Origin of the sequence: Providencia huaxiensis (assembly GCF_002843235.3) — a bacterium.
Taxonomy (GTDB): domain Bacteria; phylum Pseudomonadota; class Gammaproteobacteria; order Enterobacterales; family Enterobacteriaceae; genus Providencia; species Providencia huaxiensis.
In genome coordinates, this window is record NZ_CP031123.2 from 3,679,659 (window position 1) to 3,703,199 (window position 23,541).

General features: G+C 34.6%; 23 protein-coding genes. 22 read left to right on the forward strand and 1 reads right to left on the reverse strand.

The window, feature by feature from the left end; translation table 11 throughout:
- Positions 1-110: 110 nt before the first annotated feature.
- The 19 genes from CYG50_RS18815 to CYG50_RS18905 all read left to right on the forward strand — a co-directional run bounded on the left by CYG50_RS18815 (position 111) and on the right by CYG50_RS18905 (position 18,996).
- Entirely contained in the window at positions 111-1,550 is a 1,440-nt protein-coding gene (locus CYG50_RS18815; protein WP_102140485.1) for a capsule assembly Wzi family protein, read from the forward strand.
- Positions 1,551-2,185: 635 nt separating this feature from the next.
- Entirely contained in the window at positions 2,186-2,440 is a 255-nt protein-coding gene (locus CYG50_RS18820) for an acyl carrier protein (RefSeq protein WP_102140484.1), read from the forward strand.
- Positions 2,441-2,445: 5 nt separating this feature from the next.
- A complete protein-coding gene (locus CYG50_RS18825; protein ID WP_102140483.1) occupies positions 2,446-3,783 on the forward strand; it encodes an AMP-binding protein in 1,338 nt (445 codons plus the stop codon).
- A complete protein-coding gene (locus CYG50_RS18830; RefSeq protein WP_102140482.1) occupies positions 3,776-4,501 on the forward strand; it encodes an SDR family NAD(P)-dependent oxidoreductase in 726 nt (241 codons plus the stop codon). The genes CYG50_RS18825 and CYG50_RS18830 overlap by 8 nt, the downstream gene beginning before the upstream one ends.
- 44 nt (positions 4,502-4,545) lie before the next feature.
- Positions 4,546-5,109, forward strand: coding sequence for a hypothetical protein (locus CYG50_RS18835; RefSeq protein WP_102140481.1), 564 nt, complete (start codon positions 4,546-4,548; stop codon positions 5,107-5,109).
- Positions 5,110-5,152: 43 nt separating this feature from the next.
- Positions 5,153-6,166 (forward strand): UDP-N-acetylglucosamine 4,6-dehydratase (inverting), encoded by a 1,014-nt coding sequence (gene pseB / locus CYG50_RS18840; protein ID WP_102140480.1) that lies wholly within the window; start codon positions 5,153-5,155, stop codon positions 6,164-6,166.
- A gap of 8 nt (positions 6,167-6,174) precedes the next feature.
- Complete coding sequence (gene pseC, locus CYG50_RS18845; protein ID WP_102140479.1) at positions 6,175-7,335, forward strand: UDP-4-amino-4,6-dideoxy-N-acetyl-beta-L-altrosamine transaminase; 1,161 nt, start codon at positions 6,175-6,177, stop codon at positions 7,333-7,335.
- 3 nt (positions 7,336-7,338) lie between these two features.
- The gene (gene pseF / locus CYG50_RS18850; protein WP_102140478.1) at positions 7,339-8,037 is read left to right on the forward strand and encodes a pseudaminic acid cytidylyltransferase; all 699 of its coding nucleotides are present in this window, start codon (positions 7,339-7,341) and stop codon (positions 8,035-8,037) included.
- Entirely contained in the window at positions 8,028-9,107 is a 1,080-nt protein-coding gene (pseG, locus tag CYG50_RS18855) for a UDP-2,4-diacetamido-2,4,6-trideoxy-beta-L-altropyranose hydrolase (RefSeq protein WP_102140477.1), read from the forward strand. Before pseF ends, pseG begins: the two co-directional genes overlap by 10 nt.
- A 72-nt stretch (positions 9,108-9,179) precedes the next feature.
- Positions 9,180-9,875 (forward strand): formyl transferase, encoded by a 696-nt coding sequence (locus CYG50_RS18860; protein WP_102140476.1) that lies wholly within the window; start codon positions 9,180-9,182, stop codon positions 9,873-9,875.
- A gap of 1 nt (position 9,876) precedes the next feature.
- Positions 9,877-10,929 carry a pseudaminic acid synthase gene (pseI, locus tag CYG50_RS18865; protein WP_102140475.1) on the forward strand — a complete coding sequence of 351 codons (1,053 nt, stop codon included), beginning with the start codon at positions 9,877-9,879 and terminating at the stop codon, positions 10,927-10,929.
- Positions 10,922-11,593: a PIG-L deacetylase family protein gene (locus tag CYG50_RS18870; protein ID WP_102140474.1), complete on the forward strand. Its 672-nt coding sequence runs from the start codon at positions 10,922-10,924 to the stop codon at positions 11,591-11,593. The genes pseI and CYG50_RS18870 overlap by 8 nt, the downstream gene beginning before the upstream one ends.
- A 138-nt stretch (positions 11,594-11,731) precedes the next feature.
- Positions 11,732-13,006, forward strand: a complete 1,275-nt coding sequence (locus CYG50_RS18875; protein ID WP_102140473.1) for a lipopolysaccharide biosynthesis protein — start codon at positions 11,732-11,734, stop codon at positions 13,004-13,006.
- A 10-nt stretch (positions 13,007-13,016) separates the two neighbouring features.
- Positions 13,017-13,964 carry a polysialyltransferase family glycosyltransferase gene (locus CYG50_RS18880; protein ID WP_102140472.1) on the forward strand — a complete coding sequence of 316 codons (948 nt, stop codon included), beginning with the start codon at positions 13,017-13,019 and terminating at the stop codon, positions 13,962-13,964.
- 305 nt (positions 13,965-14,269) lie between these two features.
- Positions 14,270-15,238: an O-antigen ligase family protein gene (locus tag CYG50_RS18885; protein WP_102140471.1), complete on the forward strand. Its 969-nt coding sequence runs from the start codon at positions 14,270-14,272 to the stop codon at positions 15,236-15,238.
- Between the two features lies 1 nt (position 15,239).
- Complete coding sequence (locus CYG50_RS18890) at positions 15,240-16,172, forward strand: glycosyltransferase family 2 protein (RefSeq protein ID WP_102140470.1); 933 nt, start codon at positions 15,240-15,242, stop codon at positions 16,170-16,172.
- A 22-nt stretch (positions 16,173-16,194) separates the two neighbouring features.
- A complete protein-coding gene (locus CYG50_RS18895; protein ID WP_102140469.1) occupies positions 16,195-17,232 on the forward strand; it encodes a glycosyltransferase in 1,038 nt (345 codons plus the stop codon).
- A gap of 78 nt (positions 17,233-17,310) precedes the next feature.
- Positions 17,311-18,045: a glycosyltransferase family 2 protein gene (locus CYG50_RS18900; protein WP_375373127.1), complete on the forward strand. Its 735-nt coding sequence runs from the start codon at positions 17,311-17,313 to the stop codon at positions 18,043-18,045.
- A 3-nt stretch (positions 18,046-18,048) separates the two neighbouring features.
- On the forward strand, positions 18,049-18,996 hold the full coding sequence (locus CYG50_RS18905; protein WP_116068809.1) for an NAD-dependent epimerase/dehydratase family protein: 948 nt from the start codon (positions 18,049-18,051) through the stop codon (positions 18,994-18,996).
- Here the strand turns inward: CYG50_RS18905 and CYG50_RS18910 are convergent.
- Positions 18,937-19,634 (reverse strand): IS1 family transposase gene (locus CYG50_RS18910; RefSeq protein WP_102140845.1). Its coding sequence is split into 2 segments (ribosomal slippage): positions 18,937-19,385 and positions 19,385-19,634, totalling 699 coding nucleotides; the frame shifts between segments, so codons are not numbered across the junction. The two genes, CYG50_RS18905 and CYG50_RS18910, sit on opposite strands and share 60 nt — an antisense overlap.
- A gap of 207 nt (positions 19,635-19,841) precedes the next feature.
- Here CYG50_RS18910 and CYG50_RS18920 point away from each other — a divergent pair.
- Genes CYG50_RS18920 through CYG50_RS18930 form a run of 3 tightly spaced genes read left to right on the forward strand, consistent with a single transcriptional unit; the run spans position 19,842 to position 23,535 of the window.
- The gene (locus CYG50_RS18920; protein WP_102140715.1) at positions 19,842-20,987 is read left to right on the forward strand and encodes a polysaccharide export protein; all 1,146 of its coding nucleotides are present in this window, start codon (positions 19,842-19,844) and stop codon (positions 20,985-20,987) included.
- Positions 20,988-20,992: 5 nt separating this feature from the next.
- On the forward strand, positions 20,993-21,421 hold the full coding sequence (locus tag CYG50_RS18925) for an arsenate reductase/protein-tyrosine-phosphatase family protein (protein WP_102140714.1): 429 nt from the start codon (positions 20,993-20,995) through the stop codon (positions 21,419-21,421).
- A 35-nt stretch (positions 21,422-21,456) separates the two neighbouring features.
- A complete protein-coding gene (locus CYG50_RS18930; RefSeq protein WP_102140713.1) occupies positions 21,457-23,535 on the forward strand; it encodes a polysaccharide biosynthesis tyrosine autokinase in 2,079 nt (692 codons plus the stop codon).
- Positions 23,536-23,541 lie beyond the last annotated feature (6 nt).

Here is a 23,541-nt window from a genome sequence, read left to right on the forward strand (position 1 = left end):
ACTTATAATGTGGGCTGATAATAATCATATTTTAACTTTATTTAATTTACAGGTTTTCCCTTATTAACCTGTTCAATATTAGGCGAACTCAACTTCAAATGGATTTATCAATGAAAAAATTCAAGCTCACTAAGCTAGCCATACTTGCTGTGTTCGGCGCCATAAGTGCACAAAGCGTTGCGGGGGGATTAGTTCTACCCGATAACAACTTACGCAGCGACCTTGCTTGGCTTTCTGAACGTAACGTCATCCAAATTAGCTTATCAACTTGGCCACTATCCCAAGAAGAAATCACACGTTCTTTAAATAATGCAAATATTACTAATAGCGAACAAGAAGCCATTATTCAGCGCATTAAAAAGAACCTTGACCGTAAGAAAAACAGTGTTCAACTAGAAACTCACCTTGCATCTAGCCACAACTCTATGCCACAGGGCTTTGCCCAGAGTGAATATAGTGATATTCGCTATACCGTTTCAGGTAACTACAGCACTGACGACGTAGACTTAAACCTCACTGCAAATGGCGAACGTGCTTTACGCGTTGAAAATGGTTCTGACTACAACCTCAATGGCTCATATGGTGGTGTAAAAATTTGGAACCAGTGGGTATCCTTTGGTGAAATTCCACAATGGTGGGGACCGGGCCACGATGGTAGCTTAATTCGTACCGATGCGGCTCGCCCTGTTACTGGCTTCTTAATTCAACGTGCTGACCAAAGCCCATTTGAAACTCCATGGCTTTCTTGGATTGGTTCGTGGCAATACCAGCTCACCGCAGGGCAAATCAAACAATATTCTTCCCAACCCAACACTAAACTGATTGGTTTACGTATGACCATGAACCCAACTGACTTCTTCGAACTCGGTGGTTCTCGCGTGGTCATGTGGGGAGGCGATGGCCGCCCTAATAACTGGAATTCTTTCTGGAATGCTATGGGCGGTAGGGATAATACTGGCGACTATAACGATGACCCGGGTAACCAACTGGCAGGTTTAGACTTCAAACTGAAACTTTACCCATTAATCGACCTACCTGTCAGCCTATATGGCCAAATGGTCGGTGAAGATGAAGCTGGGCTATTCCCATCGAAAAACGCCTTTATGGGCGGTATCGAAGGTTATCACACACTATGGGGGCAACCTTTAAATTGGTATATTGAAGGCGCGAATACCCATACTGAGTGGGACAAAGACGGCGTAATGTATCGCCACTTTATCTACAAAAATGGTTATTACCAACAAGGTGCATCGCTAGGCCACGCGATGGGCGGCGACGGGCGCATGCTCACTACCAAAGTGGAATACACTCTCGATGATGACAACCGCGTCAGTTCTCGCTTGATGTACGCAAAAGTGAATAAATCTAACTTTGATGGCAACAAGTTGTTCCCTAAATCAGAAACCATCAAAGGCGTTGATTTCGGTTGGTGGCATAACTTTGACAATGACGTCAGCACGGATGCGAAAGTTTGGGTATCTAAAACTGATTACGAAACACGCAATGATTTAGGCGCCGCCGTTACGGTAAACGTGCCATTTAAGTGGTAGTTAGCAGATATTAAGCATATTTTATCAAAAACGGGTTATGTTTTTAGCATAATCCGTTTTTTATCCCTCAAACATTATTGTTCTAGTCCAAAATACACTATTCATATAACTCCATCCGACAGCCAAGTTAATTAATATAATCAATTAAGCATTTTATTAATCTATTCCTACGCGGAATTCGGATAAATATAGAAATATTAGGATCTGGCTTTCATTGAACACACACTAAAAGCAATGATATACAAGGAATAACTTAACTTAAATATTTAATCGCGTAGAAAGCGTAAGAATAGGATTATAACCTAATAATTTAAAATAACTTATTCTATTGGTGATTGTGTTAGGACTATTCTCTAACGCTATCGCAGTGATAGTCAGTAACTAGCTTTAATGGTATTATTAAGCGCTTTTTACTTGACCAAATAAATGCTGAGGCATACCCTTTGGCGGTCAAAAAACAATAAGCTTTGCTTATCAATTGAGCGAATTAGCAAAAAATGCAATGTTTTCAATTGATAAGTATGCATTTACAAATTCAATGGTGCTCTGGGGCCCGACAACCCAGTGCGGTAGCTATGGGTTGTTTACTGCCTCTGCCATACATCATATTTAATAATAGGATATAGGAGAATAAAATGTCTGATTTACGTACTCTAATTATAGAGCTATATCATGAAGCTCTTGAAGCTACAGATGCCACATTAATTGGTGAGCTTGGTGATGATACTATTTTACTAGAGAGCGGTCTCGATTCTTTAGGCTTTGCTATTTTAGTTGCTAGATTAGAAGAAGAATTAAATTATGACCCTTTTTCTATAATGGAGAATGCAGTTTACCCAAATACATTTAAAGAATTTGTTGATATTTATATAAAAAACAAACCGGAATAAAATTAATGGCATTATTTGACTATATAAATAATTTTGATGACGATAAAGAATTATTTAAAACCCCAAATAAAACTGAAACTATTCTTTCTTTAAAGAAAGAAAGAGAGTTATTAAAATCATTTCTATATAAAATACGAAATAAAAAAATAGCTTTAAATTTTAATGACGATCTAAATATTGCAAAGTGGTTATTTTTCCTAGATGGTATTGTTTCAAGAATCACTATTCTACCGTATGAATCAGTTTTAGATAAACAAAGTGATTTTATTAAAAAAACCGAAACAGATTTTTTAATAACTGAATCTGATGATAGTGGAAAAAATGTTATAAATATAAATCTACTTGGCGAGTATAGTAATGAATCATTCGATTTCGATCAAAACATTGATACCGAATGGGTTATTACAACATCAGGTACGACAGGAACACCTAAACTAGTAAAGCATACACTATCGAGTCTAACTGCAACTGTAAAAAATAGTGATTCAAAAGAAAATACAAATATTTGGGGATTACTCTATGGCTTGCAACGCTTTGCTGGTATTCAAGTTTATTTGCAGTCTGTAATATCAGGTAATTTATTAGTTATTCCTCAGCACCTATCACTTCCTGATGAAATTAACTTTTTCAATCAAAATAATGTTACATGTTTATCTGCTACCCCAACATTATGGCGTAAATTATTAATGCTCCCTGAAGCACGACTACTACCATTAAGAGTTATTACGTTAGGTGGGGAAATAGCTGACAGCAATATATTAAAAGCGTTATCTGTACAATTCCCAAACGCTAAAATACGACATATTTATGCATCCACAGAAGCAGGAGTTGGCTTTTCCGTTACTGATGGCCAAGCTGGATTCCCAATAAATTATTTTGAAAAAATGTCATTAAAAATTAGCAATGAAAATACCTTGCTGATTAAATCAAACTCTACGTATTCCGGCTATATTGGCTCTGAAAAAACAGAAGAAAATAATGGGTTTATAGATACTGGTGATTTAGTAGAAATAAGAAATAATCGTTGTTATTTCTTAGGTCGAGCCAACGGCAGCATTAATATTGGTGGAAATAAGGTACAACCAGAACAAATTGAGAGAATAATACTGTCTTTTCCTGGAGTACTACTTGTTAGTGTCTCAGCTAAAAAAAGCTCCATAATGGGAAGTTTAGTGCAAGCTAGCCTAGTCGTTGACCCATCAATTGAAGACACTAAAAACTTTATTTCTAACTTAAAAAATTATTGCAAAGCTAATTTAGAAGATTTTATGGTACCCACATTCTTTAAGATTGTTAATGATTTAAAAATAAATGCAACAGGCAAGGTATTAAGAAATGAATAAATTAGTTTTGGTTACTGGCGCAACTAGGGGATTAGGTTTGGGCATTGTACAAACTTTGCTAGAATCTAATTATAAAGTTATCGCGACGGGAAGAAAGAAAACAGCTGAGATTGATAGCCTTTTAATAAATAATCCTGACAATTTTAATTTCGAAAGCTTTGACCTCTCACAGACATCTGAGATTAAAAATTTTATATCCGATATAGTCAAAAAATATGGGCGTCTCTATGGATTAGTTAATAATGCAGCACTAGGTCATGACGGTGTACTTGCAACAATGCATGAGAGCCAGATAAGTGAACTGCTCAAAGTTAATGTAGAGGCCCCTATTTTATTAGCTAAATATTCTAGTAGGGGGATGTTAATAAATCAGGTAGGAAGAATAGTTAACATTTCATCTATTATTGCAACTACTGGATTTAATGGTTTATCTGTTTATGGTGCATCTAAATCAGCACTAAATGGATTTACTAAATCGCTATCTCGTGAATTAGGTAAAGCAAATATTACCGTGAATTGTGTCTCCCCCGGATATATGTCAACAGATATGACTAATTCTCTTCAAGGTGATAAGTTAGCTTCCATAGTACGCCGTAGTCCTATGAAGAAATTAGCAGGTACAGATGATGTAGCTAGAGCAGTTTTATTTCTTATGGATGAGAATTCAAATATGATCACAGGCACAACAATTACTGTTGATGCCGGAAGCACGGCTTAATGAGCTAAATGATAATAAGCTAATATTAAAACTGGCGATGTTTTATGACACTAAAATTAGAACGTTTTTCAACAGAAAATACTGACTTAGTTCTTTCATGGCGAAACCTACAGGAAGTTAGAAATAACTTTTTAGATGATCACATCATCAGTAAAGAAGAGCATTTAAGTTTTTTAGAGCTATTAAAAAACAATGAAAAAAAGCATTACTTTGTATTAAAAATTAACGAAATGCCTATTTCTGTTATGTATATTGAACTTATTGATGACAGAAGTAGTATCTATTGGGGATGTTATATTGGTAATAGGGAAGCTATTGTCCCTGGTCTTTTTCCTATAATGATAGCAATATGCAGTAAATTTGCATTTCAGAAATACAAGTGTGAGAAAATAAAAAGTGACGTTTTAAGCCATAACTTAGCGCCACAGCATATGAACAAATTTCTAGGTATTAAAAAGATAAATGAACGTATGCTTGAATCTAATAAATTATGTTTTGAATATGAAATATCTAAAAAAGACTGGGAAGCTATAGAAGAAAAAATCAATAAAATTATAACGAAACAACAACAAAAAATGCTTGACGATTTAGATATTTCTTTAATTTAATTTATAGTCTATTTATCAAAAACAATATATTTACGGTGAAAAAATGTTAAACAATAAAAGTGTGCTTATTACTGGTGGAACAGGATCATTCGGGAAACAATTTATAAAAACTATTCTTCAAAGATACCCTAACGTAAAAAAAATTATCATTTTTTCGCGTGATGAGCTAAAACAGTTTGAATTAAAGCAACAGTATCCTGCAGCTATCTATCCACAGTTACGTTTTTTCATTGGTGATGTACGTGATCGTAATCGTATGATTCAAGCATGTGAAGGTGTTGATGTTATCATCCATGCTGCTGCTATCAAACAGGTTGATACTGCTGAATATAACCCTACAGAATGTATCCGTACTAACATTGATGGTGCAGAGAATGTAATTCAAGCAGCACTTCAGTGTGGCGTAAAAAATGTTGTTGCTCTCTCAACAGATAAAGCTTGTGCTCCTATCAATCTTTATGGTGCAACCAAATTAGCTTCAGATAAATTATTTACCGCAGCAAATAATATCAAAGGCTCGAAAGACATTAAGTTCAGTGTAGTTCGTTACGGAAATGTAATGGGTTCTCGTGGCTCTGTTATTCCATTTTTCTTAAGCAAATGCAAGGAAGGTGTACTTCCAATTACTCATGAAGAGATGACCAGATTCAATATTTCTCTTCAAGATGGCGTAAATATGGTCATGTATGCATTAGAAAATCATTTAGGTGGTGAAATTTTTGTTCCTAAAATTCCATCATATAGAATACTTGATATCGCTAAAGCAATTGCTCCTGATTGCAAAATTGAGGTTGTTGGTATTCGCCCTGGCGAAAAATTGCATGAGGAAATGATAACAGATACTGACGCATTAAATACTATCGATTTTGGTAAATATTATGCGATTCTTCCTTCTGTATCATTTACTTATAGTGAAGATGAATATCTGACTCACCATAAGGCTCAAAAAGTACCATTCGGTTTCAAATATAATTCAGGAACAAATGCTGAGTGGGAATCGATTGAAAGCCTAAGAGAATTAATTAAAACTCATGTCGATCCCAATTTCACTGTGTGAGAAATAATATGATCCCTTATGGTAAACAAGAAATAACTCAACAAGATATTGATTCGGTTGTTGATGTATTAAAATCAGATTTTTTGACGCAAGGCCCTCAAGTACCTTTGTTCGAGAAAAAACTAATAGAACATACGAATGCAAAATATGCACTAGCGGTGAATAGTGCAACCTCAGCCTTGCATATTGCATGCCTGGCTGTAGGATTAGGCGAGGGTGACTGGTTATGGACATCACCGATCACTTTTGTAGCATCGTCTAATTGTGGGCTGTATTGTGGGGCACAAGTAGATTTTATAGATATAGACTCAAAAACCTATAATTTATGCCCTAAAAAGCTTGAGGAAAAATTAATTATAGCTGAGCAAAATGGCACCTTACCAAAGGTTATAATACCTGTACACTTATGTGGCCAGCCATGTGATATGAAAGCTATTCATAAACTTGCTCAAAAATATGGTTTTTATATTATTGAAGATGCATCCCATGCTATCGGAGGGAAGTACCACAACAAACCTATCGGAAATTGTGAATACTCAGACATTACTATTTTTAGCTTCCACCCTGTTAAAATAATTACAACCGCTGAAGGCGGAGCAGCAGTAACTAATAGTAAAGAACTCGCCGATAAAATGTCTTTATTACGTAGTCATGGCATTACGCGTGAAGCATCTATGATGGAAGGTGAATCCCACGGAGATTGGTACTACCAGCAAATTGACTTAGGTTTTAATTACCGGATGACTGAGTTACAAGCCGCTTTAGGGGTCAGCCAAATCCAAAAGCTAGAGCACTTCGTTGAAAAGCGGCATCAATTAGCTAACAGATATAATACTCTTTTAGCTGATTTACCTATAACTTTGCCATATCAATTAGAAGATACTTATTCAGGATTACATCTTTATGTTATTCGATTAAATCTAAACAAAATAGCATTAACTCACAAAGCTGTTTTTGACGCTTTACGGGCAAAAGGAATCGGTGTCAACCTACACTATATTCCTATATACACACAACCATATTATAAAAAAATGGGTTTTAAGCTCGAAGATTTTCCTGAATCAGAACAATATTATCGAGAAGCAATATCGTTACCGATGTTTCATTCTATGACTGAAGAGCAGCAAGATATGGTGGTGCAAACATTGTCCAACATACTGAATGGGTAACATATGAACATAGCCATTATTCCAGCTCGTGGCGGTAGTAAAAGAATACCTCGAAAAAATATTAAGCTTTTTCATGGCAAACCTATAATCGCCTATTCAATCGAAGCAGCAAAAAATTCTAACTGTTTTGATAGGATTATAGTTTCTACCGATGATAATGAAATTGCTAATGTTGCCAAGCATTATGGCGCCGAAGTACCTTTCATGCGTTCTAAAGATTTATCTGATGACTTTACAGGAACTAGCGCTGTAGTTGCCGATAGCATGAAGCGTTTGGATATCAGCCATGGAAGTGTATGTTGCATCTATGCAACTGCGCCATTTATTACACCTAAAACCATCAATAACGGCTTAAATAAATTAATTGACAATGATGCTGATTTTTCTGTGACTGTAACATCATTTCCCTTTCCTATCCAAAGAGCAATGAAAATCAACCAAGATGGTATGCTGCTTTTTAATGAGCCAAATCACTTAATGACTCGCTCACAAGATTTGCCTGAAATGTACCATGATGCAGGGCAAATTTATTGGGGAAAAGCTCAGGCATTCTTAGAAAATAGAGCCGTATTTTCAGGAACAACCATACCAATCATACTGCCTCGGTATTTAGTTCAAGATATTGATACCCTTGAAGACTGGGCTCGCGCTGAGGCTATGTATCAAGTATTAAATTCTCAGGGAGTGTTTGAGTGCAAATAGTGATACGCGCAGATTCTGGTTTCGAAATCGGTACTGGACATATGATGCGCTGTTTAACATTAGCAAATGCTTTGCGTAATAATGGCCACGATATTTTTTTTGTTAGCAAACCTCACACTGGGAATATAATCGACAAAGTTAAACAAAATAATTTTGATTATGCAACGCTTACCATAAATGATACTCCATATGATGACCTCTATCATTCTCGTTGGCTAGGCAGCAGCCAAATGGATGATGCAACGCAGACAGTTGGAATTATAAATCAATGTATTAAAAAGTCGGTTGATTTAATTATTGTTGATCATTACGCAATTGATCACCGGTGGGAAGAAATACTTAAACAACATACAAAAAAAATACTAGTCATTGATGACCTTGCTGACAGAAAACATAATTGTGATTACCTGCTTGATCAAACATTTATGCGTACTAAACAAGATTATCAGTCACTTTTACCTAAAAATTGCCAATTAATGTTAGGCTCTCAATTTGCGCTTTTAAGACCAGAATTTATTAAACCATTAGAATTAATTCAACAAATAAGATTAAAATCTAAGAGCCAAATGGCAACGCATATTTTAGTCATGATGGGGGGAACGGACCCCTTAAATGTTAGTGCTAAAGTACTTGATGCCTTACTTCTAGATAAAAAAAATAAAAAAATTACCGTAGTTCTTGGTCCTACAGCCCCCCATTACGATTCAGTCAAAGCATATTGTGAGCATGATAAACGTATTACAATTATGTCTGATATTTCAAATGTTGCAGAATTAATGCTTAGTCATGATATTTGTATTGGCGCAGCTGGAACAACGTCATTGGAAAGATGTTCTATGGGACTTCCTAGCATCTTAGTCGCATTCGCTGAAAACCAAATACCGATTTTAACAATGCTTGGGAACTTTGGCGCAGTAATAGTATTTACCTTAGAAGATTCTCATGAGCAAATACTCAGTAAGCTTAATTATTTAAGAACCCCAGAAAACTACCAAAGAATGACTGAAAGGTGTCTTGAAGTTTGTGATGGTAAAGGTGTAAAAAAAGTCATTGATATATTAATAACATAATCACACAAAAGCTTATTGAAATCCTCCAAACTTATATCAGCATAAACTATATAAACCCGAGATATACTGAGTATGAACCAAAATAATTATGTAATTGCGACGATAAAATCTTGGAATATAGATTATTTCAATAAAGTAAAAGAAACCCTTCCTGGTGTTTGGCACTTAGTTACGGATGTTCAAGAACTTTCTGTCGAATATTTAGAGAAAATAAATCCTCGTTACATTTTCTTTCCACATTGGAGCTGGATAGTTCCTAGTACAATCTTAGAACGGTGGGAATGTGTTTGCTTTCATATGGCAGATGTTCCTTATGGTCGAGGTGGAAGCCCGTTACAGAATCTAATTATTCGCGGACATAAAGAAACTAAGTTAAGTGCATTACGAATGGTAAATGAACTTGATGCCGGCCCTGTTTATAAAAAAATCCCTCTTTCACTTGATGGCAGTGCACAAGAAATTTTTAATCGTGCATTACCATTAGCATTTGACTTAATTAAAGATATCGCAATAGCTGAACTAACTCCTCAAGAACAAATCGGAGATATTGTTCTATTCAAAAGAAGAACACCAGCTCAAAGCGAACTTCCGTCCAGTGGAGAATTAACTAAAGTATATGATCATATCCGTATGCTTGATGCTGAAACTTACCCAAAAGCATTTTTAATGTACGGTGATTTCAAATTAGAATTTGAACATGCAAAATTAAATGAGCATGGGCAATTAATAGCACAAGTAAAATTCATTGCTAATGAACAGAGCAAATAATATGAAAGAAATTTATATCGATGGCCGTGCAATTGGCCCAAATCACAAGCCGTATATCATTGCAGAGCTTTCAGCAAACCACAATGGTTCTATTGATAGAGCGCTTGAAACTATAGTAATGGCTAAGAACGCAGGAGCCGATGCAATTAAATTGCAAACCTACACACCTGACACAATGACGCTGAATTGTAATAACCCTGATTTTCAAATCGAGGGAGGGCTGTGGGATGGTTACAATCTATATGATTTATATAAATGGGCTCATACTCCTTACGACTGGCACAAGGCAATGTTTGCAAAAGCACGAGAAATAGGAATCACGGTATTCTCAACGCCGTTTGACGAAAGTGCAGTTGACCTTCTTGAAGAACTTAATGCTCCCGCTTATAAGATCGCGTCATTTGAACTTACGGATTTACCACTAATCAAGCGTGTTGCCCAAACAGGTAAACCAATGATTATGTCAACCGGAATGGCAAATTATGAAGAAATCTCAGAGGCTGTAAAAACCGCTCGTGAAAATGGTTGTAATGAACTCGTAGTACTACATTGCATTAGTGGGTACCCTGCTCCTGTAGATCAAGCAAACCTTGCAACAATTCCAGACATACAAAGTAAATTTAATTGTATCGTCGGTCTTTCCGATCATACTTTAGGCACAGCTGTATCCGTTGCCTCCGTTGTATTAGGTGCTAGTTTGATTGAAAAACATGTAACACTTAGCCGAGAAGATAAAGGCCCCGATTCCGCGTTCTCTTTAGAACCTCATGAATTAAAAACACTCTGTGAGGACACAAAATCTGCCTGGGAAGCAATTGGGAAAGCAAGCTATGAATGTAAACCAGCTGAAGTTGCCAATACAAAATATCGCCGTTCAATATATTTTGTCAATCCACTTAAAGCTGGTGATACCATTACTGAATCTGATATCCGAAGAGTCAGACCTGGCTTTGGCCTGCCACCTAAATACTTTGAAGAACTCATCGGAAAACAAGTTAAAATTGATGTCGAATTTGGTACGGCAACCTCATGGGATATAATAAAACATGACTAAAACTGTTTTAGTAGTTGCAGCTCATTCCGATGATGAAGCCCTTGGTTGTGGTGGTACTATCGCTAAACACGTTGATAATGGTGATAATGTATACGTTATTTTCATGACAAATGGCGTTGCATCAAGAATATCAACTAGCACTAATGATATAGACAACCGTTTCCTCGCTTCAGAAAAAGCACTTGAAGTGCTTGGTGTAAAGGATGTTTTTCGATTTGATTTTCCTGATAACAAAATGGATTCAATCCCTTTATTAGATATCGCGCAAAAAATTGAGTCGATAATAGCCAAAATTTCACCAACAATTGTTTATACTCATTTTTCTGGGGATTTAAACATTGATCACCAAGTAACAAATAAAGCAGTCTTAACTGCTTGTCGTCCCCAAGCATGGTGCCCAGTAAAAGAAATTTACTGTTTTGAGGTTTTATCCTCAACGGAATGGAATAGTAAATCCATGAGCGCATTTTTACCGCAAAAGATTGTAGATATATCTGAGCAATGGCAAAGAAAAAAATTATCACTAGAATGTTATCAAGAGGAAATGCGCTCAGCTCCTCATAGCCGTAGTTTTGAATCTGTCGAAGCTTTGGCATTATTAAGAGGAGCAACTCATGGCTTACATTATGCAGAAGCATTCTATATTGAAAGGGTTATAAGTTAATTATTGTTAAATCATTTAATATTTATAAAACAAAAATACCCTCATTACATAATATGAGGGTATTTTTAGAATAGAAAAATTTCAACTTTTTAAATTTAGCCAATCGATTTATTCTAAATATAAAGTTCAACCAATAAAATGAGTTTAGCAAAAAACACATCAATATATCTTGTTTCCAATATATTAAATGCAGCAATACCTTTTATATTACTACCAATATTAACAAGATATCTAACACCTTCTGAATATGGCCAAATAGCCATGTTTCAAGTCCTTTTGTCTGCATTAACTACATTTATTGGTCTAAATTCAGTTGGGGCAGCCAATAGAAAATTTTATGACAATGATACTGACGACCAAATATTAAAAAGTTTTAATGGTAGCTGCATTCAGATCCTTATAATCACTACTCTACTCACTATTTTCCCGATGCTTTTTATTGGTGAGATAATTAGCGAATTTTTATCTATTCCTTTAAATTGGATTATAATTGCAATATTGATAAGTACATTAACATTTGTTATAACACTTCGTCTGGGGCAGTGGCAAATAAGGAACCAAGCAACACTTTTTGGAATACTTCAAGTTAGCAACAGTCTTATTAACATGCTGTTATCTTTACTCCTAGTTATTGGAATGAAACTAGGAGCTTCAGGCAGGATTGATGCACAACTAATCACTGCATTGTTCATAGCAATCACTTCTCTTTTCCTTCTCTATAAAGATAAACTATTAAAAATATTTACTTGGAAGCCAGCCCAAATAAAAGAAATTTTATTATTTGGTATCCCCTTAATACCTCATCATATAGGATTTTTTTTACTTAGTTCTGTAGATCGTTTTTTTATCAATAAAGAGATAGGCTTAGCTGAAGCAGGTATTTATATGGTAGCAATTCAATTGAGCTCAGCACTTGCTATTATATTTGATGCTATCAACAAAGCTTTTGTTCCATGGCTATTTAGCAAGTTGAAAGAAAATATATATTCAGAGAAACTAAAAATAGTCAAATATACTTATTTATATTTTTTTACACTAACAATTATTGCATTATTAGCTTTCTTAATCGGACCTACACTATTTATTTTCATAGCTGGTGACAAATATTCTCATGGTAGAGAATTAATAGGTTGGCTATGTTTAGGGCAAATTTTTGGTGGAATGTATTTAATGGTGACAAATTATATTTTCTATAGTAAGAAAACTGGCAAATTAGCATTAACTACAATTATAACAGGTATGATAAACGTTATACTATTGGTTGTATTTATTCCTTTATTTGGATTGATCGGTGCAGCTTATGCTTTTACAATCTCAAAATTCTGTCAATTTATCTGTACCTGGCTCATATCGATGAAAGCAGTTGATATGCCTTGGTTAACACCCTTACGTATTTTTCATCAATCAAGGTAATTAAATAGAAATGAGAGCATTAGTTGGCATTAACATAACATCTCCTTATCAATTACTATCATTTATTAGCTATTATGAAGAAAATAAAGCAAAATATAGTAAATTTATTATTTTTAAATATGACTACTGGGGACACAATCAAATTTACAAAAGATATTTAGATTATTTCATCAAAATTGGCGGGGAAATAATTGAAAACATCACAAATTTAAATAGTATAATTAATTATTTAAATCATGAAATTAATCAATTTAATTTTGATTTTATATCAGTCAATCAACCCTTAATTCAGCTAAAGTACCGATTTAAAAAATCTAATTTAATTGTAATTTCTGATGGACTTGGCTACTATGGTGATTACTCTTCTCTGATCTCTAGCTTGAAGAGAGAGCGGCGATCATTTATATCACAATGGTCATTGTCCACCATAAAAATAAAGTATTTACTAAAAAAAATATTATTTAAAACTATTAAATTCGAAGAATATACATTACTTAGATATAGTGACTTATCACCGAATAAAAATTTTATTGATAATTTTAAAAACACAGTACTAAAATTAAATGGGAACAGTCATATTGAAACTCCTTCTCTTGTGTTTTTAGATCAACCTCTAGTTGAACTTGGCTTTTTGAGTGAAAATGAGTATAGCTTATTAATTAGATCAATATATAATTACTCGAAGTCATTAGGACTAAACTTCTTTATTAAAATGCATCCATCTTCAGTCAAGGAAAGTGCAGAATATAATACTCTTAAGTTTGACGGAATACTCGAAGAATTATGTATTTTAAATAAAAATATTAAGCATGTTATATCATATTCATCAACAGGATTATTTAATATTTTATACTTATCCGATGATATTAAGGTTGAAAAAGTAAATAGCGATGCAGTAATGAGTAAAAAACAAAATAAAATTTTCGAGAAAATACATTGCTTCACTCCAAAATACTAAATACTAAATACTAAATACTAAATACTAAATACTAAATACTAAATACTAAATACTAAATACTAAATACTAAATACTAAATACTAAATACTAAATACTAAATACTAAATACTAAATACTAAATACTAAATACTAAATACTGCGAGTTACTTTAACCAATGACCAGAAATAATTTTAGTAATAATTACCTTTTTTTAGTGCTGTGCTGTGCATTTATCAGCTTTAATTTCATTCCAGTTAACCTTATCTATATTCTAGGTTTTCTCCTAACAATTATAGGGATTATAAGTCTATTAAAATCGTTAAAAATGAATAGAATAACAAGCGTTTACATCCTTTTTTCAACTCTATTTTTAACATTTCAATTCATTGGACTATATTCTGAAAATAACCATAACCTCGACTCAAAAAACATTTTATCTCCTCTACTTTTTTATTTTTCTTGGCTAATATCTATATTTATACCAAAATTTCTTCCGAATACTAAGAGAGAAGAGCGAAAAATCACTTATAAAAAATCAATAAATTTAGCTATTATTTTTTTATTTATTGAATTATTAACTCGCTTGACTCTATATAATCCAAGTAGGGGTTTTATATATGCACTTAAAAGTAGCTATTTTTACTTTGATTCAAATTTCTCCGGTTTAATTATAGCATCATTAATTTCATTTTCATTATATCTAAAATTGAGGCTTGGTTTAAAATTAACGCATCAACTAATAGCTTTAACTGTACTATTATTTTTAACCTTTTCAAGAGGAGCTATTCTTACTACATTTATTGTTTACATTACATTTTATAGCATTAAATATTTTAAAATTCGAGCTTATATCACACTATTCGCCACAGTAGTATTTTTCTGCTATATGACTTATCAATATTTATTTCTTGATATGAATTTTCAAAGTATAGATGGTAGTTTTAACTCTAAGTTTTATATATTCAAATTAGCATATGATTTATTTCCAGAACTTTCATTAAATAATAAACTCTTTGGAATAGGTCTAGGAAACACAGAACTGTATTTAGGTTTTTTTGCACATAACATTTTCGTTACTTTCTTCTTAGAATTTGGAATTTTAGGCTCATTTTTATTTTTGCTATTTGTCACATATACAATCATAAAATCAAATAGCTTTACTTTATTTATATGGTTACCAACTCTTATTGGTGGAGTATCTTTATTTGGTGCTTATTCTCCATACATATTTATTTTAGCAACCATTATTTTATCTGAGGAAATTAGTTTTAAATTTAATAGGATTGACTCTTAATATGAACATAATTAATCCACTAGTCTCTATTATCATGCCTGCTTATAATGTTGAAAAATGGATCGAAAAATCCATAAAAAGCATTATAAACCAAACATATGAAAACTTTGAATTAATCATCATTGATGATTGCTCTACTGATAGTACATTTAATATTATAAAAAGAATGTCTACATTAGATAATAGAATTAAATACGCTAGAAATAAAGAAAACTCCAAGATTTGCAAAACATTAAACCATGGACTAGATATTAGCACTGGTGATTATATTGCTCGATTTGATGCAGATGATATTGCAACCCCTGATAGACTAGAAAAGCAAATGGCCAAATTGATTGAAGATAATCTTGATTTAATTGGTTGCCAGATGATAACAATTGATGAGAGTGAAAATGAGTTATCTTCAGCTCAGCGCCCTATAGGAGAGAGTTTAATAAACAAAACAAAATTATTAATATCACCTATTTCGCATATTTGGCTATGTAAGAAAGATATATACATAAAGCTCAATAATTACCGAGAAATTCCATATGCTGAAGATTATGACTTTATATTACGAGCAATAGACCATGGCTATAAATGTGATAATCATCCATTACCCTTAATGTATATAAGACACCGAGAGGGTAATACATCAACTACAGCAAGCTTACTACAACGAAAAACTCATAATTACGTAGTAAAATTAGCTAAAGAAAGACGTAGAAATAAATCTTTAACCGATAGCTTTTCTGAAGATGAACTCAAAAAATACATATCTTTTTATAAAATAACAAATTTTTTCCATAAGTTGTCAACTAAAAATCTAAATTTAGCTCATAAAACTAAATCTTATCCACTTAAAATAATTTATTTATTATTTGCATGTTCTTCGTCATATTATAATTCCCAATATTTAATTGAAAGATTAATATTTAAATATAAAAATAAGTAACGAAATATTTATAGTAGGATATATGAAAAAAATTTACCTTGTTATTGAAGATATAACAAATTTTGGTGGAACAGAACGAGTTACATCTATATTGTGTAATGAATTAACTGATAGTGGCTATAATGTATTTTTATGTACTTTAAAATCTCAAGGAAATAAACTAAATTTTAGTATATCACCATCAGTAACCATATTAAATTTCTCCCATAAAAATAGATATATAGCGATTACCTCTATACTTTTTAAAGCAAAAAAGAGCAAATCACCAGTTATTACTATTTCTATGGGAAGGTTATCTGCAGAAACAGCCTTACTTTCTCTATGTTTCCCATCATCAAAAATGATTTTATCTGAGCATTCATCATTTGAATCTTTTAGTGAAATAAAAAAAATAATCAAAAGAATTTCTTATTATATAGCCAACAAAGTTATTGTTCTAACAGAGCATGATAAATATATAATAGCAAAAGATAATCATAAATTTTCAGCGATAAGTAATATAAACCCATACTATAAATCTGACATAAAAATAACACCTTTTATAGATAGAGAAAACATTGCTATTGCAGTAGGAAGATTTGGATATCAAAAAAATTTTGAAAGATTAATATCTATTTGGAAAAGAGCAAAAATAAAGAATTGGAAGTTAATTATTATAGGTAGCGAATGCTTCAACTTATCTCCTTATATAGATGATAATGATAACATAATAATATCCCCCCCAACAAAGGATATTGACCATTATTACAACAATGCAAAGCTAATGCTTATGACTTCTCGCTATGAAGGTTTACCTATGGTTTTGATCGAGGCACAACATTTCGGCATACCAACAATTTCTTTTGACTGCAAAACTGGGCCGAAAGAAATAATACATGAAGATAAAAATGGCTATGTTATAAACTATAGTGATGATGATGGTTTTTTAAGTAAACTTAAAAAACTTACTAGCAATGATTCATTGCTATATGAAATGCATATTAATGCAATTAAAAACGCATCAAATTATAGTTCAAAAAAAATAATTAAAAAATGGTTAGATGTAATTGAATCAATATAATTTTTAAGTGGCTAACCTAAAATAATCACTTATGAAAATATTCTATAATCCTATAAAAAGAGACAAACACAATTGAAATTGAATAGTGAAATATTCTCTATAATTATGCCTGCATACAATGCAGAAAAAACGATAAAAGAAAGTATTCTTTCTATATTAGAACAAAGCTTTGAGAACTTCATAATTTATATAATAAATGATGCCTCTTCTGATAAAACAAAAGAAATAGTATTATCCATAGATGACAAAAGAATAGTCTATATTGAGAATAAAATAAATTTAGGCGTAGCAGAAAGCCGAAATAGAGGATTAAAAATTGCTAAAGGTAAATACATTTCATTTTTAGATAGTGATGACTTATGGCTACCTAATAAGTTGGCACTACAATATAAGATATTAAACAGTGGGTGGGATGTTGTTTGTTCTAATTACATCCCTTTCTCATCTTTTACTACATATAAAATAAGAAAATCACCAAAAATCATCAATTACACAGATCTATTAAAGTCTAATTTCATTGGAAATCTGACAGGGGTATACAATAGCAATAAGCTAGGTGTTTTCTTACAAAAAAAAACAGGCCATGAAGACTATATTATGTGGCTAAAGATATTAAAGAAATCGCAACGAGCTTTTTGTATTCAAGAACCGCTGGCAAGATATAGAATTTCTGAAAATTCACTATCTAGTAATAAATTAAAAGCTATGGCTTGGCAATGGTCTATTTATAGAAATGAAGTTAAATTATCTATATTACAATCATCATACTATTTCTCACATTATATTTTAAATGCCTTAAAAAAAAGAAGATAAACTATGTTAACTATTATCGGTGGTTCCGGTTTTATCGGCACCCGACTCTCTAATCAATTAAAATCGCAAAATATTGACTTTAAAATTGTTGATATTCAAAAAAGTGAAGCTCATCCTGAAAAATGGGAATTTGGTGATGTGACCAAACCTGAAACACTTATTGAGCCATTAAAAGGCAGTGATGTTATTATTAATTTATCTGCTCAACATAAAGATAACGTGCACCCAATTAGCCTTTACTATGAAGTGAATGTGGATGGCGCTAAAAATGTCTGTGATGTGGCTGAACAACTTGGCATTAAACATATTGTATTTACCTCTTCTGTCGCTGTTTATGGCTTTGTTGAAAAAGAAACCGGCGAAGATGGTGAATACCATCCGTTTAATGACTACGGCAAATCAAAACTTGAAGCCGAATATGTCTATGATGCATGGCAAGCCAAGTCAGCGGATAATGTTTTAGTCACCATACGCCCAACAGTTGTTTTTGGTGAAAATAACCGTGGTAACGTTTATAATTTATTCCGCCAAATTGCTTCCGGTCGTTTCTTAATGATCGGTGCAGGGAATAACCAAAAATCGATGGCTTATGTTGAAAATATCGCCGCATTTATTTATTTTTCGACTACGTTTACAACTGGAAAACATGTTTTCAATTATATTGATAAGCCTGACTTTACCATGAATGAACTAACCACTGTAATTTGTAGTTCATTAGGTAAACCCAAATCAAATATTAGGATACCTTACCCCATCGGAATGCTAGGCGGATACTGTTTTGATTTTTTATCAAAAATTACAGGAAGAGAATTCCCTATAAGTAGTATTAGAGTGAAAAAGTTCTGCTCTTGTTCACAGTTTAGGTCACGTATCCAAAGGGTTGATGGCATTTCAAACGTAATACTCTCGCTCAATGAAAGTCCCAATGATCTTGTCATGCATGCCGGATGATTTTGAATACCCTAACGTCTTGCGATTAAGTCGTTTCAATCGGTTACGCAACGTCAGATTTTCACGCTCAATTCGCTGTGTATATAGCTTTCCTAAAATGTGTTTTTCGCTAGGGAGTGTCTCTTTGTACGCCCTGTAACCATCCGTACACCAAAAAGCGATACGGAACCCAGACAGCAGTTTTAACAATTTCCCCAGTGTTTTCTTGCTTCGGGAACCAAATACATGAGCGATAATCCGCTTTAAGCGAGGCTCCCATGCATACCACAACCAACGCTGACTTTTTTTGTTACCGATAAATGACCACATCTCATCGACCTCACAAATGAGCTGAATTTGTAGGTTATCTAGGGGCAGTGTTGTTACATTCCGTGGCGAGAGTTTTTTAAAGTGCGGACGACGGCATTGATACTGATATGTAATGCCCTAGCGGTGTCACGAATACCCGCATTATTCATGGCAAGCTCAACCACTTGCTCTTTGATGCCGGGCTGACAAGCGTTGTAGGTATAATCGAGTTGAAAAGTGCGGCAACAGGCCTGACAGCGATAACGGGGATGACCTCCATTGCCGGTGCCATGTTTTTTAACAGGGTCGGTTAACCCACAGAATCGGCATTTTACTGAAATGGTAGCCATACTAAACCTCAACAGAAAAGCTCAGTTTACCCCATTATCAACTCATTGAATACTCGACCACAGTTTAAATCAAACTTTATTTTAAATACCTCTTTCACTCCTCCTGTAACACTGGAAAAAGGTATTGCTAATACAGTTCAAAATGAATTCAAATAAATAAAATAGGCGAGTGCCTTTAACCATTTACTATAGGGATAGAGTGTATTTATGAAGCGTCTTTCTATTACTGTACTTATACTAACCGCATTAACGGGTTGTACCGTCGCCCCCGGTGCCTATATGTCAACGTCAGGCAAAAATGTGGTTGATACGGGTGACCGTGATATTACTAAATTGGTTGATATCTATCCAATTTCACCAAAATTGTTGGATGATATGTATACCGCACCCACCATTGCTAAACCGAATGCACAGTTAGAAAAGCAACTGACTCACTATGAATACCGCGTGGGTGCCGGTGATGTATTAACCATTACGGTTTGGGACCACCCTGAACTGACTATTCCTGCGGGTTCATACCGTAGTGCGCAAGACTCCGGTAACTGGGTTCACTCTGACGGCACTATCTACTACCCGTATATTGGTAAAGTCAAAGTAATCGGTAAAACCGTCACTGAAATCCGTACCCTGATCAGCAACCGCTTAGCCACTTATATTGAATCCCCACAAGTGGATGTCAGTATTGCTGCCTTCCGCTCACAAAAAATGTATGTGTCGGGTGAAGTCGCCAAACCGGGCACATTACCTATCACTAACGTTCCACTAACTATCTTAGAAGCCTTTAATAATGCTGGTGGCTTAACCGAAAAAGCCGATTGGGATAATGTGGTTCTTACCCGTAATGGCAAAGAAATTAAAGTATCATTACAAGATTTAGTTCAGTACGGCGATTTAACCCAAAACTACCTGATGCTACCGGGTGACGTGCTGTATGTTCCACGTAATGATAGCCAAAAAGTATTTGTGATGGGTGAAGTGGGTCAACCAACGACATTAACCATTGACCGTGCAGGTATGAGTATTACTGAAGCCCTAAGCAAAGCGAGTGGGATAGACCAAAATACTGCCAATGCAACCGGTGTATTCGTTATTCGCCCAATTAAAAACCAGCCTACAGAAGATAAAGAACTGGAAGCATTGTTACCGAAAAAAATGGCCGCGGTATATCAACTAGACTTATCGGATGCCACATCACTTGTGATGGGTACTGAATTTAAACTGCAGCCTTATGACTTAGTATATGTTACCGCTGCGCCTGTGGTACGTTGGAACCGCTTGATTACCCAACTGTTACCAACTATCGCTTCATATAACCAGTTAACTGAAGGCGTGAAGCGAGTTCACGACTGGTAATCGATATGTTTAATAATATTCTCGTTGTTTGTATGGGAAATATCTGCCGCTCTCCTACGGGGGAGCGTTTATTACAGCACTATTTTCCCGAAAAAACTGTCCACTCTGCAGGCATTATTGCTAAAAATGACATACCCGCTTATGACAGTGCCATCCGGATTGCCGAGCAACATCAGCTTTCCCTTAAAAACCATCAATCACGTCGATTAACCAGCGAAATATGCCATAAAGCAGACTTAATCCTAGTGATGGAAAACGATCATATTGCTAAAATCCACCAACAGTTTCCTGAAACACGCGGTAAAGTGATGTTATTTGGGCAATGGATCAATAAAACCGAAATCCCTGACCCCCACAAACGCAGCGATGAAATGTTTGAACATGTTTACCAGTTGATGGAAAAGGCCGCGCTTGCTTGGCAAGGCAAAATTTAATTTTATTTATTGGATGACTTAACATTTAACCTATTATGAACACAACAAAAAATAGCTCCTCTGCCTCAGATGAAATCGATCTGCTCGCTCTGTTTAAAGTTTTGAAATCCAACACCATTAAAATTGGGTTTTTTACTGTTATTTTTGCGGCTATCGCCATCGCATACAGTTTATTAGCAACCCCCATATACCAAGCCAATGCGACCTTACAGTATGACAAATTAGGTCAGGTTTCATTACTCGACCAAATGAGTGATGTCATGCCATTTGGTAACAGCAATAACCAAGTCGACTCTGAAATTGAAGTCATCAAGTCCCGCATGGTGTTAGGTAAAACCGTTGCAGACTTGAACTTAGACACTCAAGCAGCCCCTGAAGGCTTTGTTAGTAAGTTACTTGGTGAAGTGGCTCCCATCCATATTGCCCTATTTCAATTACCTGAAAACTTAATTGGTAAGCCATTGACCCTGACGTATTTGGGGGATAATAATTATTCTCTCAATGTGGATGGCCAAGTCTTGCAAGGTAAAGTGGGTGAAGTGCTCAAACAAGGTGAAATCAACTTATTAATTTCCAGTTTCGCAGCTGAAACTGGCGAAGAGTTTTCATTAATCAAAAATGCCCGTTACTCCACTATTGAAAATTTACGTAATACCTTAACCATCGCGGAAGTGGGTAAAGGTACTGGTATTATCAGTTTAGCCATTAAAGGTGCGGATCAAGTAGAGAATGTTAACATCCTCAACAGTGTTATCCAAAACTATGTAGACCAAAATACCGAGCGTAAAAAAGAAGTCACCAACAATACACTCGTGTTCTTAGATGGCTACTTACCTACTATTAAAAAGAAATTAGATAACTACGAAAACCAGCTCAATGCATTTCGTAAAAAGAATGAATCGATTGACCTTTCTTTAGAAGCCAAAGCGGCTTTAGATACTGCTTTGCAGGTCGAAGAGAAACTTAATGAATTGACCTTCAAAGAAGTGGAAATTCAACAGTTATATACCCGTAACCACCCCGCTTACCAGTCTTTATTAGACAAGCGCCAGCAACTGTTACGCGAAAAAGAAAAAATCAGCAAAAACATTCAAAAATTACCGAATACCCAACAAGAAATCGTCCGTTTAACCCGTGATGTTGAAGCGGAACAAGCGATTTACGCTCAATTAGTCGCAAAACAGCAAGAGCTCAGTGTATTAAACTCCGGTATTACAGCAGATGTACGTATTATTGATTCCGCGGAGTCACAACCAAACGCGGTGGCCCCAAAGAAATCACTGATTGTCGTTCTCGCCACTATTCTTGGCTTTATTATCGGCTGTGCGTATGTGATTGCTCGCGAGTTCTTTAATAATAAAATTAAGAGCACGGAAGATATCGATGCATTGGGTGTCAACGTCTACGCCACCATACCTTTCTCTGCCTATGAGAAAAAACTGATTGAGGCAGGCAATAAAAGCCCATTAGCGATAGAAAACCCAGCTGATACCGCCGTTGAAGCTATCCGTTCATTACGTACCAGTGTTTATTTCTCGGTAATGAATCAAGGTAACAATCTGGTGATGGTGACCAGTGCGTCGCCAGGTGTGGGGAAAAGTTTTGTTACCTCCAATATGGCGGTGGTACTAGCTAACGCAGGTAAGAAAGTGTTATTAATTGACACTGACTTACGTAAAGGTCGCTTACATAAAGCCTTTGGGTTAAACAATAAAGCAGGCTTATCTGACTACTTATCACAGCAAAGTTTAGAATCACCCACTATTCATCCCAACGTAATTGAAAACCTCGATGTGATTTGCCGTGGTAAAAATGTTACTCACTCCTCTGAATTATTAATGGGTGAGCGCTTTAAGCAGTTACTGGATAAAGTCAAAAACCAATACGATATTGTGGTGATCGATACCGCACCAATTTTAGCGATTACTGACTCAGCGATTATTGGTAAATATGTCGGTACTTCATTACTGATTGCTTTCTACGGGGTAAATACCGTGAAAGATGTCGACTTATCACTGAAACGCTTTAAGCAAAATGATATCGAAATTACGGGTGTGATCTTGAATGGTATTGATGCAAGATCTGACGATTATAACTACCATTACGAATATTAAGACTCA

Excerpts from the sequence above, each read along its gene's own strand:
- CYG50_RS18815 (WP_102140485.1), top strand. The coding sequence starts at position 111 with ATGAAAAAATTCAAGCTCACTAAGCTAGCCATACTTGCTGTGTTCGGC.
- CYG50_RS18820 (WP_102140484.1), top strand. The coding sequence starts at position 2,186 with ATGTCTGATTTACGTACTCTAATTATAGAGCTATATCATGAAGCTCTT.
- CYG50_RS18825 (WP_102140483.1), top strand. The coding sequence starts at position 2,446 with ATGGCATTATTTGACTATATAAATAATTTTGATGACGATAAAGAATTA.
- CYG50_RS18830 (WP_102140482.1), top strand. The coding sequence starts at position 3,776 with ATGAATAAATTAGTTTTGGTTACTGGCGCAACTAGGGGATTAGGTTTG.
- CYG50_RS18835 (WP_102140481.1), top strand. The coding sequence starts at position 4,546 with ATGACACTAAAATTAGAACGTTTTTCAACAGAAAATACTGACTTAGTT.
- pseB (WP_102140480.1), top strand. The coding sequence starts at position 5,153 with ATGTTAAACAATAAAAGTGTGCTTATTACTGGTGGAACAGGATCATTC.
- pseC (WP_102140479.1), top strand. The coding sequence starts at position 6,175 with ATGATCCCTTATGGTAAACAAGAAATAACTCAACAAGATATTGATTCG.
- pseF (WP_102140478.1), top strand. The coding sequence starts at position 7,339 with ATGAACATAGCCATTATTCCAGCTCGTGGCGGTAGTAAAAGAATACCT.
- CYG50_RS18860 (WP_102140476.1), top strand. The coding sequence starts at position 9,180 with ATGAACCAAAATAATTATGTAATTGCGACGATAAAATCTTGGAATATA.
- pseI (WP_102140475.1), top strand. The coding sequence starts at position 9,877 with ATGAAAGAAATTTATATCGATGGCCGTGCAATTGGCCCAAATCACAAG.
- CYG50_RS18870 (WP_102140474.1), top strand. The coding sequence starts at position 10,922 with ATGACTAAAACTGTTTTAGTAGTTGCAGCTCATTCCGATGATGAAGCC.
- CYG50_RS18875 (WP_102140473.1), top strand. The coding sequence starts at position 11,732 with ATGAGTTTAGCAAAAAACACATCAATATATCTTGTTTCCAATATATTA.
- CYG50_RS18880 (WP_102140472.1), top strand. The coding sequence starts at position 13,017 with ATGAGAGCATTAGTTGGCATTAACATAACATCTCCTTATCAATTACTA.
- CYG50_RS18885 (WP_102140471.1), top strand. The coding sequence starts at position 14,270 with ATGAATAGAATAACAAGCGTTTACATCCTTTTTTCAACTCTATTTTTA.
- CYG50_RS18890 (WP_102140470.1), top strand. The coding sequence starts at position 15,240 with ATGAACATAATTAATCCACTAGTCTCTATTATCATGCCTGCTTATAAT.
- CYG50_RS18895 (WP_102140469.1), top strand. The coding sequence starts at position 16,195 with ATGAAAAAAATTTACCTTGTTATTGAAGATATAACAAATTTTGGTGGA.
- CYG50_RS18905 (WP_116068809.1), top strand. The coding sequence starts at position 18,049 with ATGTTAACTATTATCGGTGGTTCCGGTTTTATCGGCACCCGACTCTCT.
- CYG50_RS18920 (WP_102140715.1), top strand. The coding sequence starts at position 19,842 with ATGAAGCGTCTTTCTATTACTGTACTTATACTAACCGCATTAACGGGT.
- CYG50_RS18925 (WP_102140714.1), top strand. The coding sequence starts at position 20,993 with ATGTTTAATAATATTCTCGTTGTTTGTATGGGAAATATCTGCCGCTCT.
- CYG50_RS18930 (WP_102140713.1), top strand. The coding sequence starts at position 21,457 with ATGAACACAACAAAAAATAGCTCCTCTGCCTCAGATGAAATCGATCTG.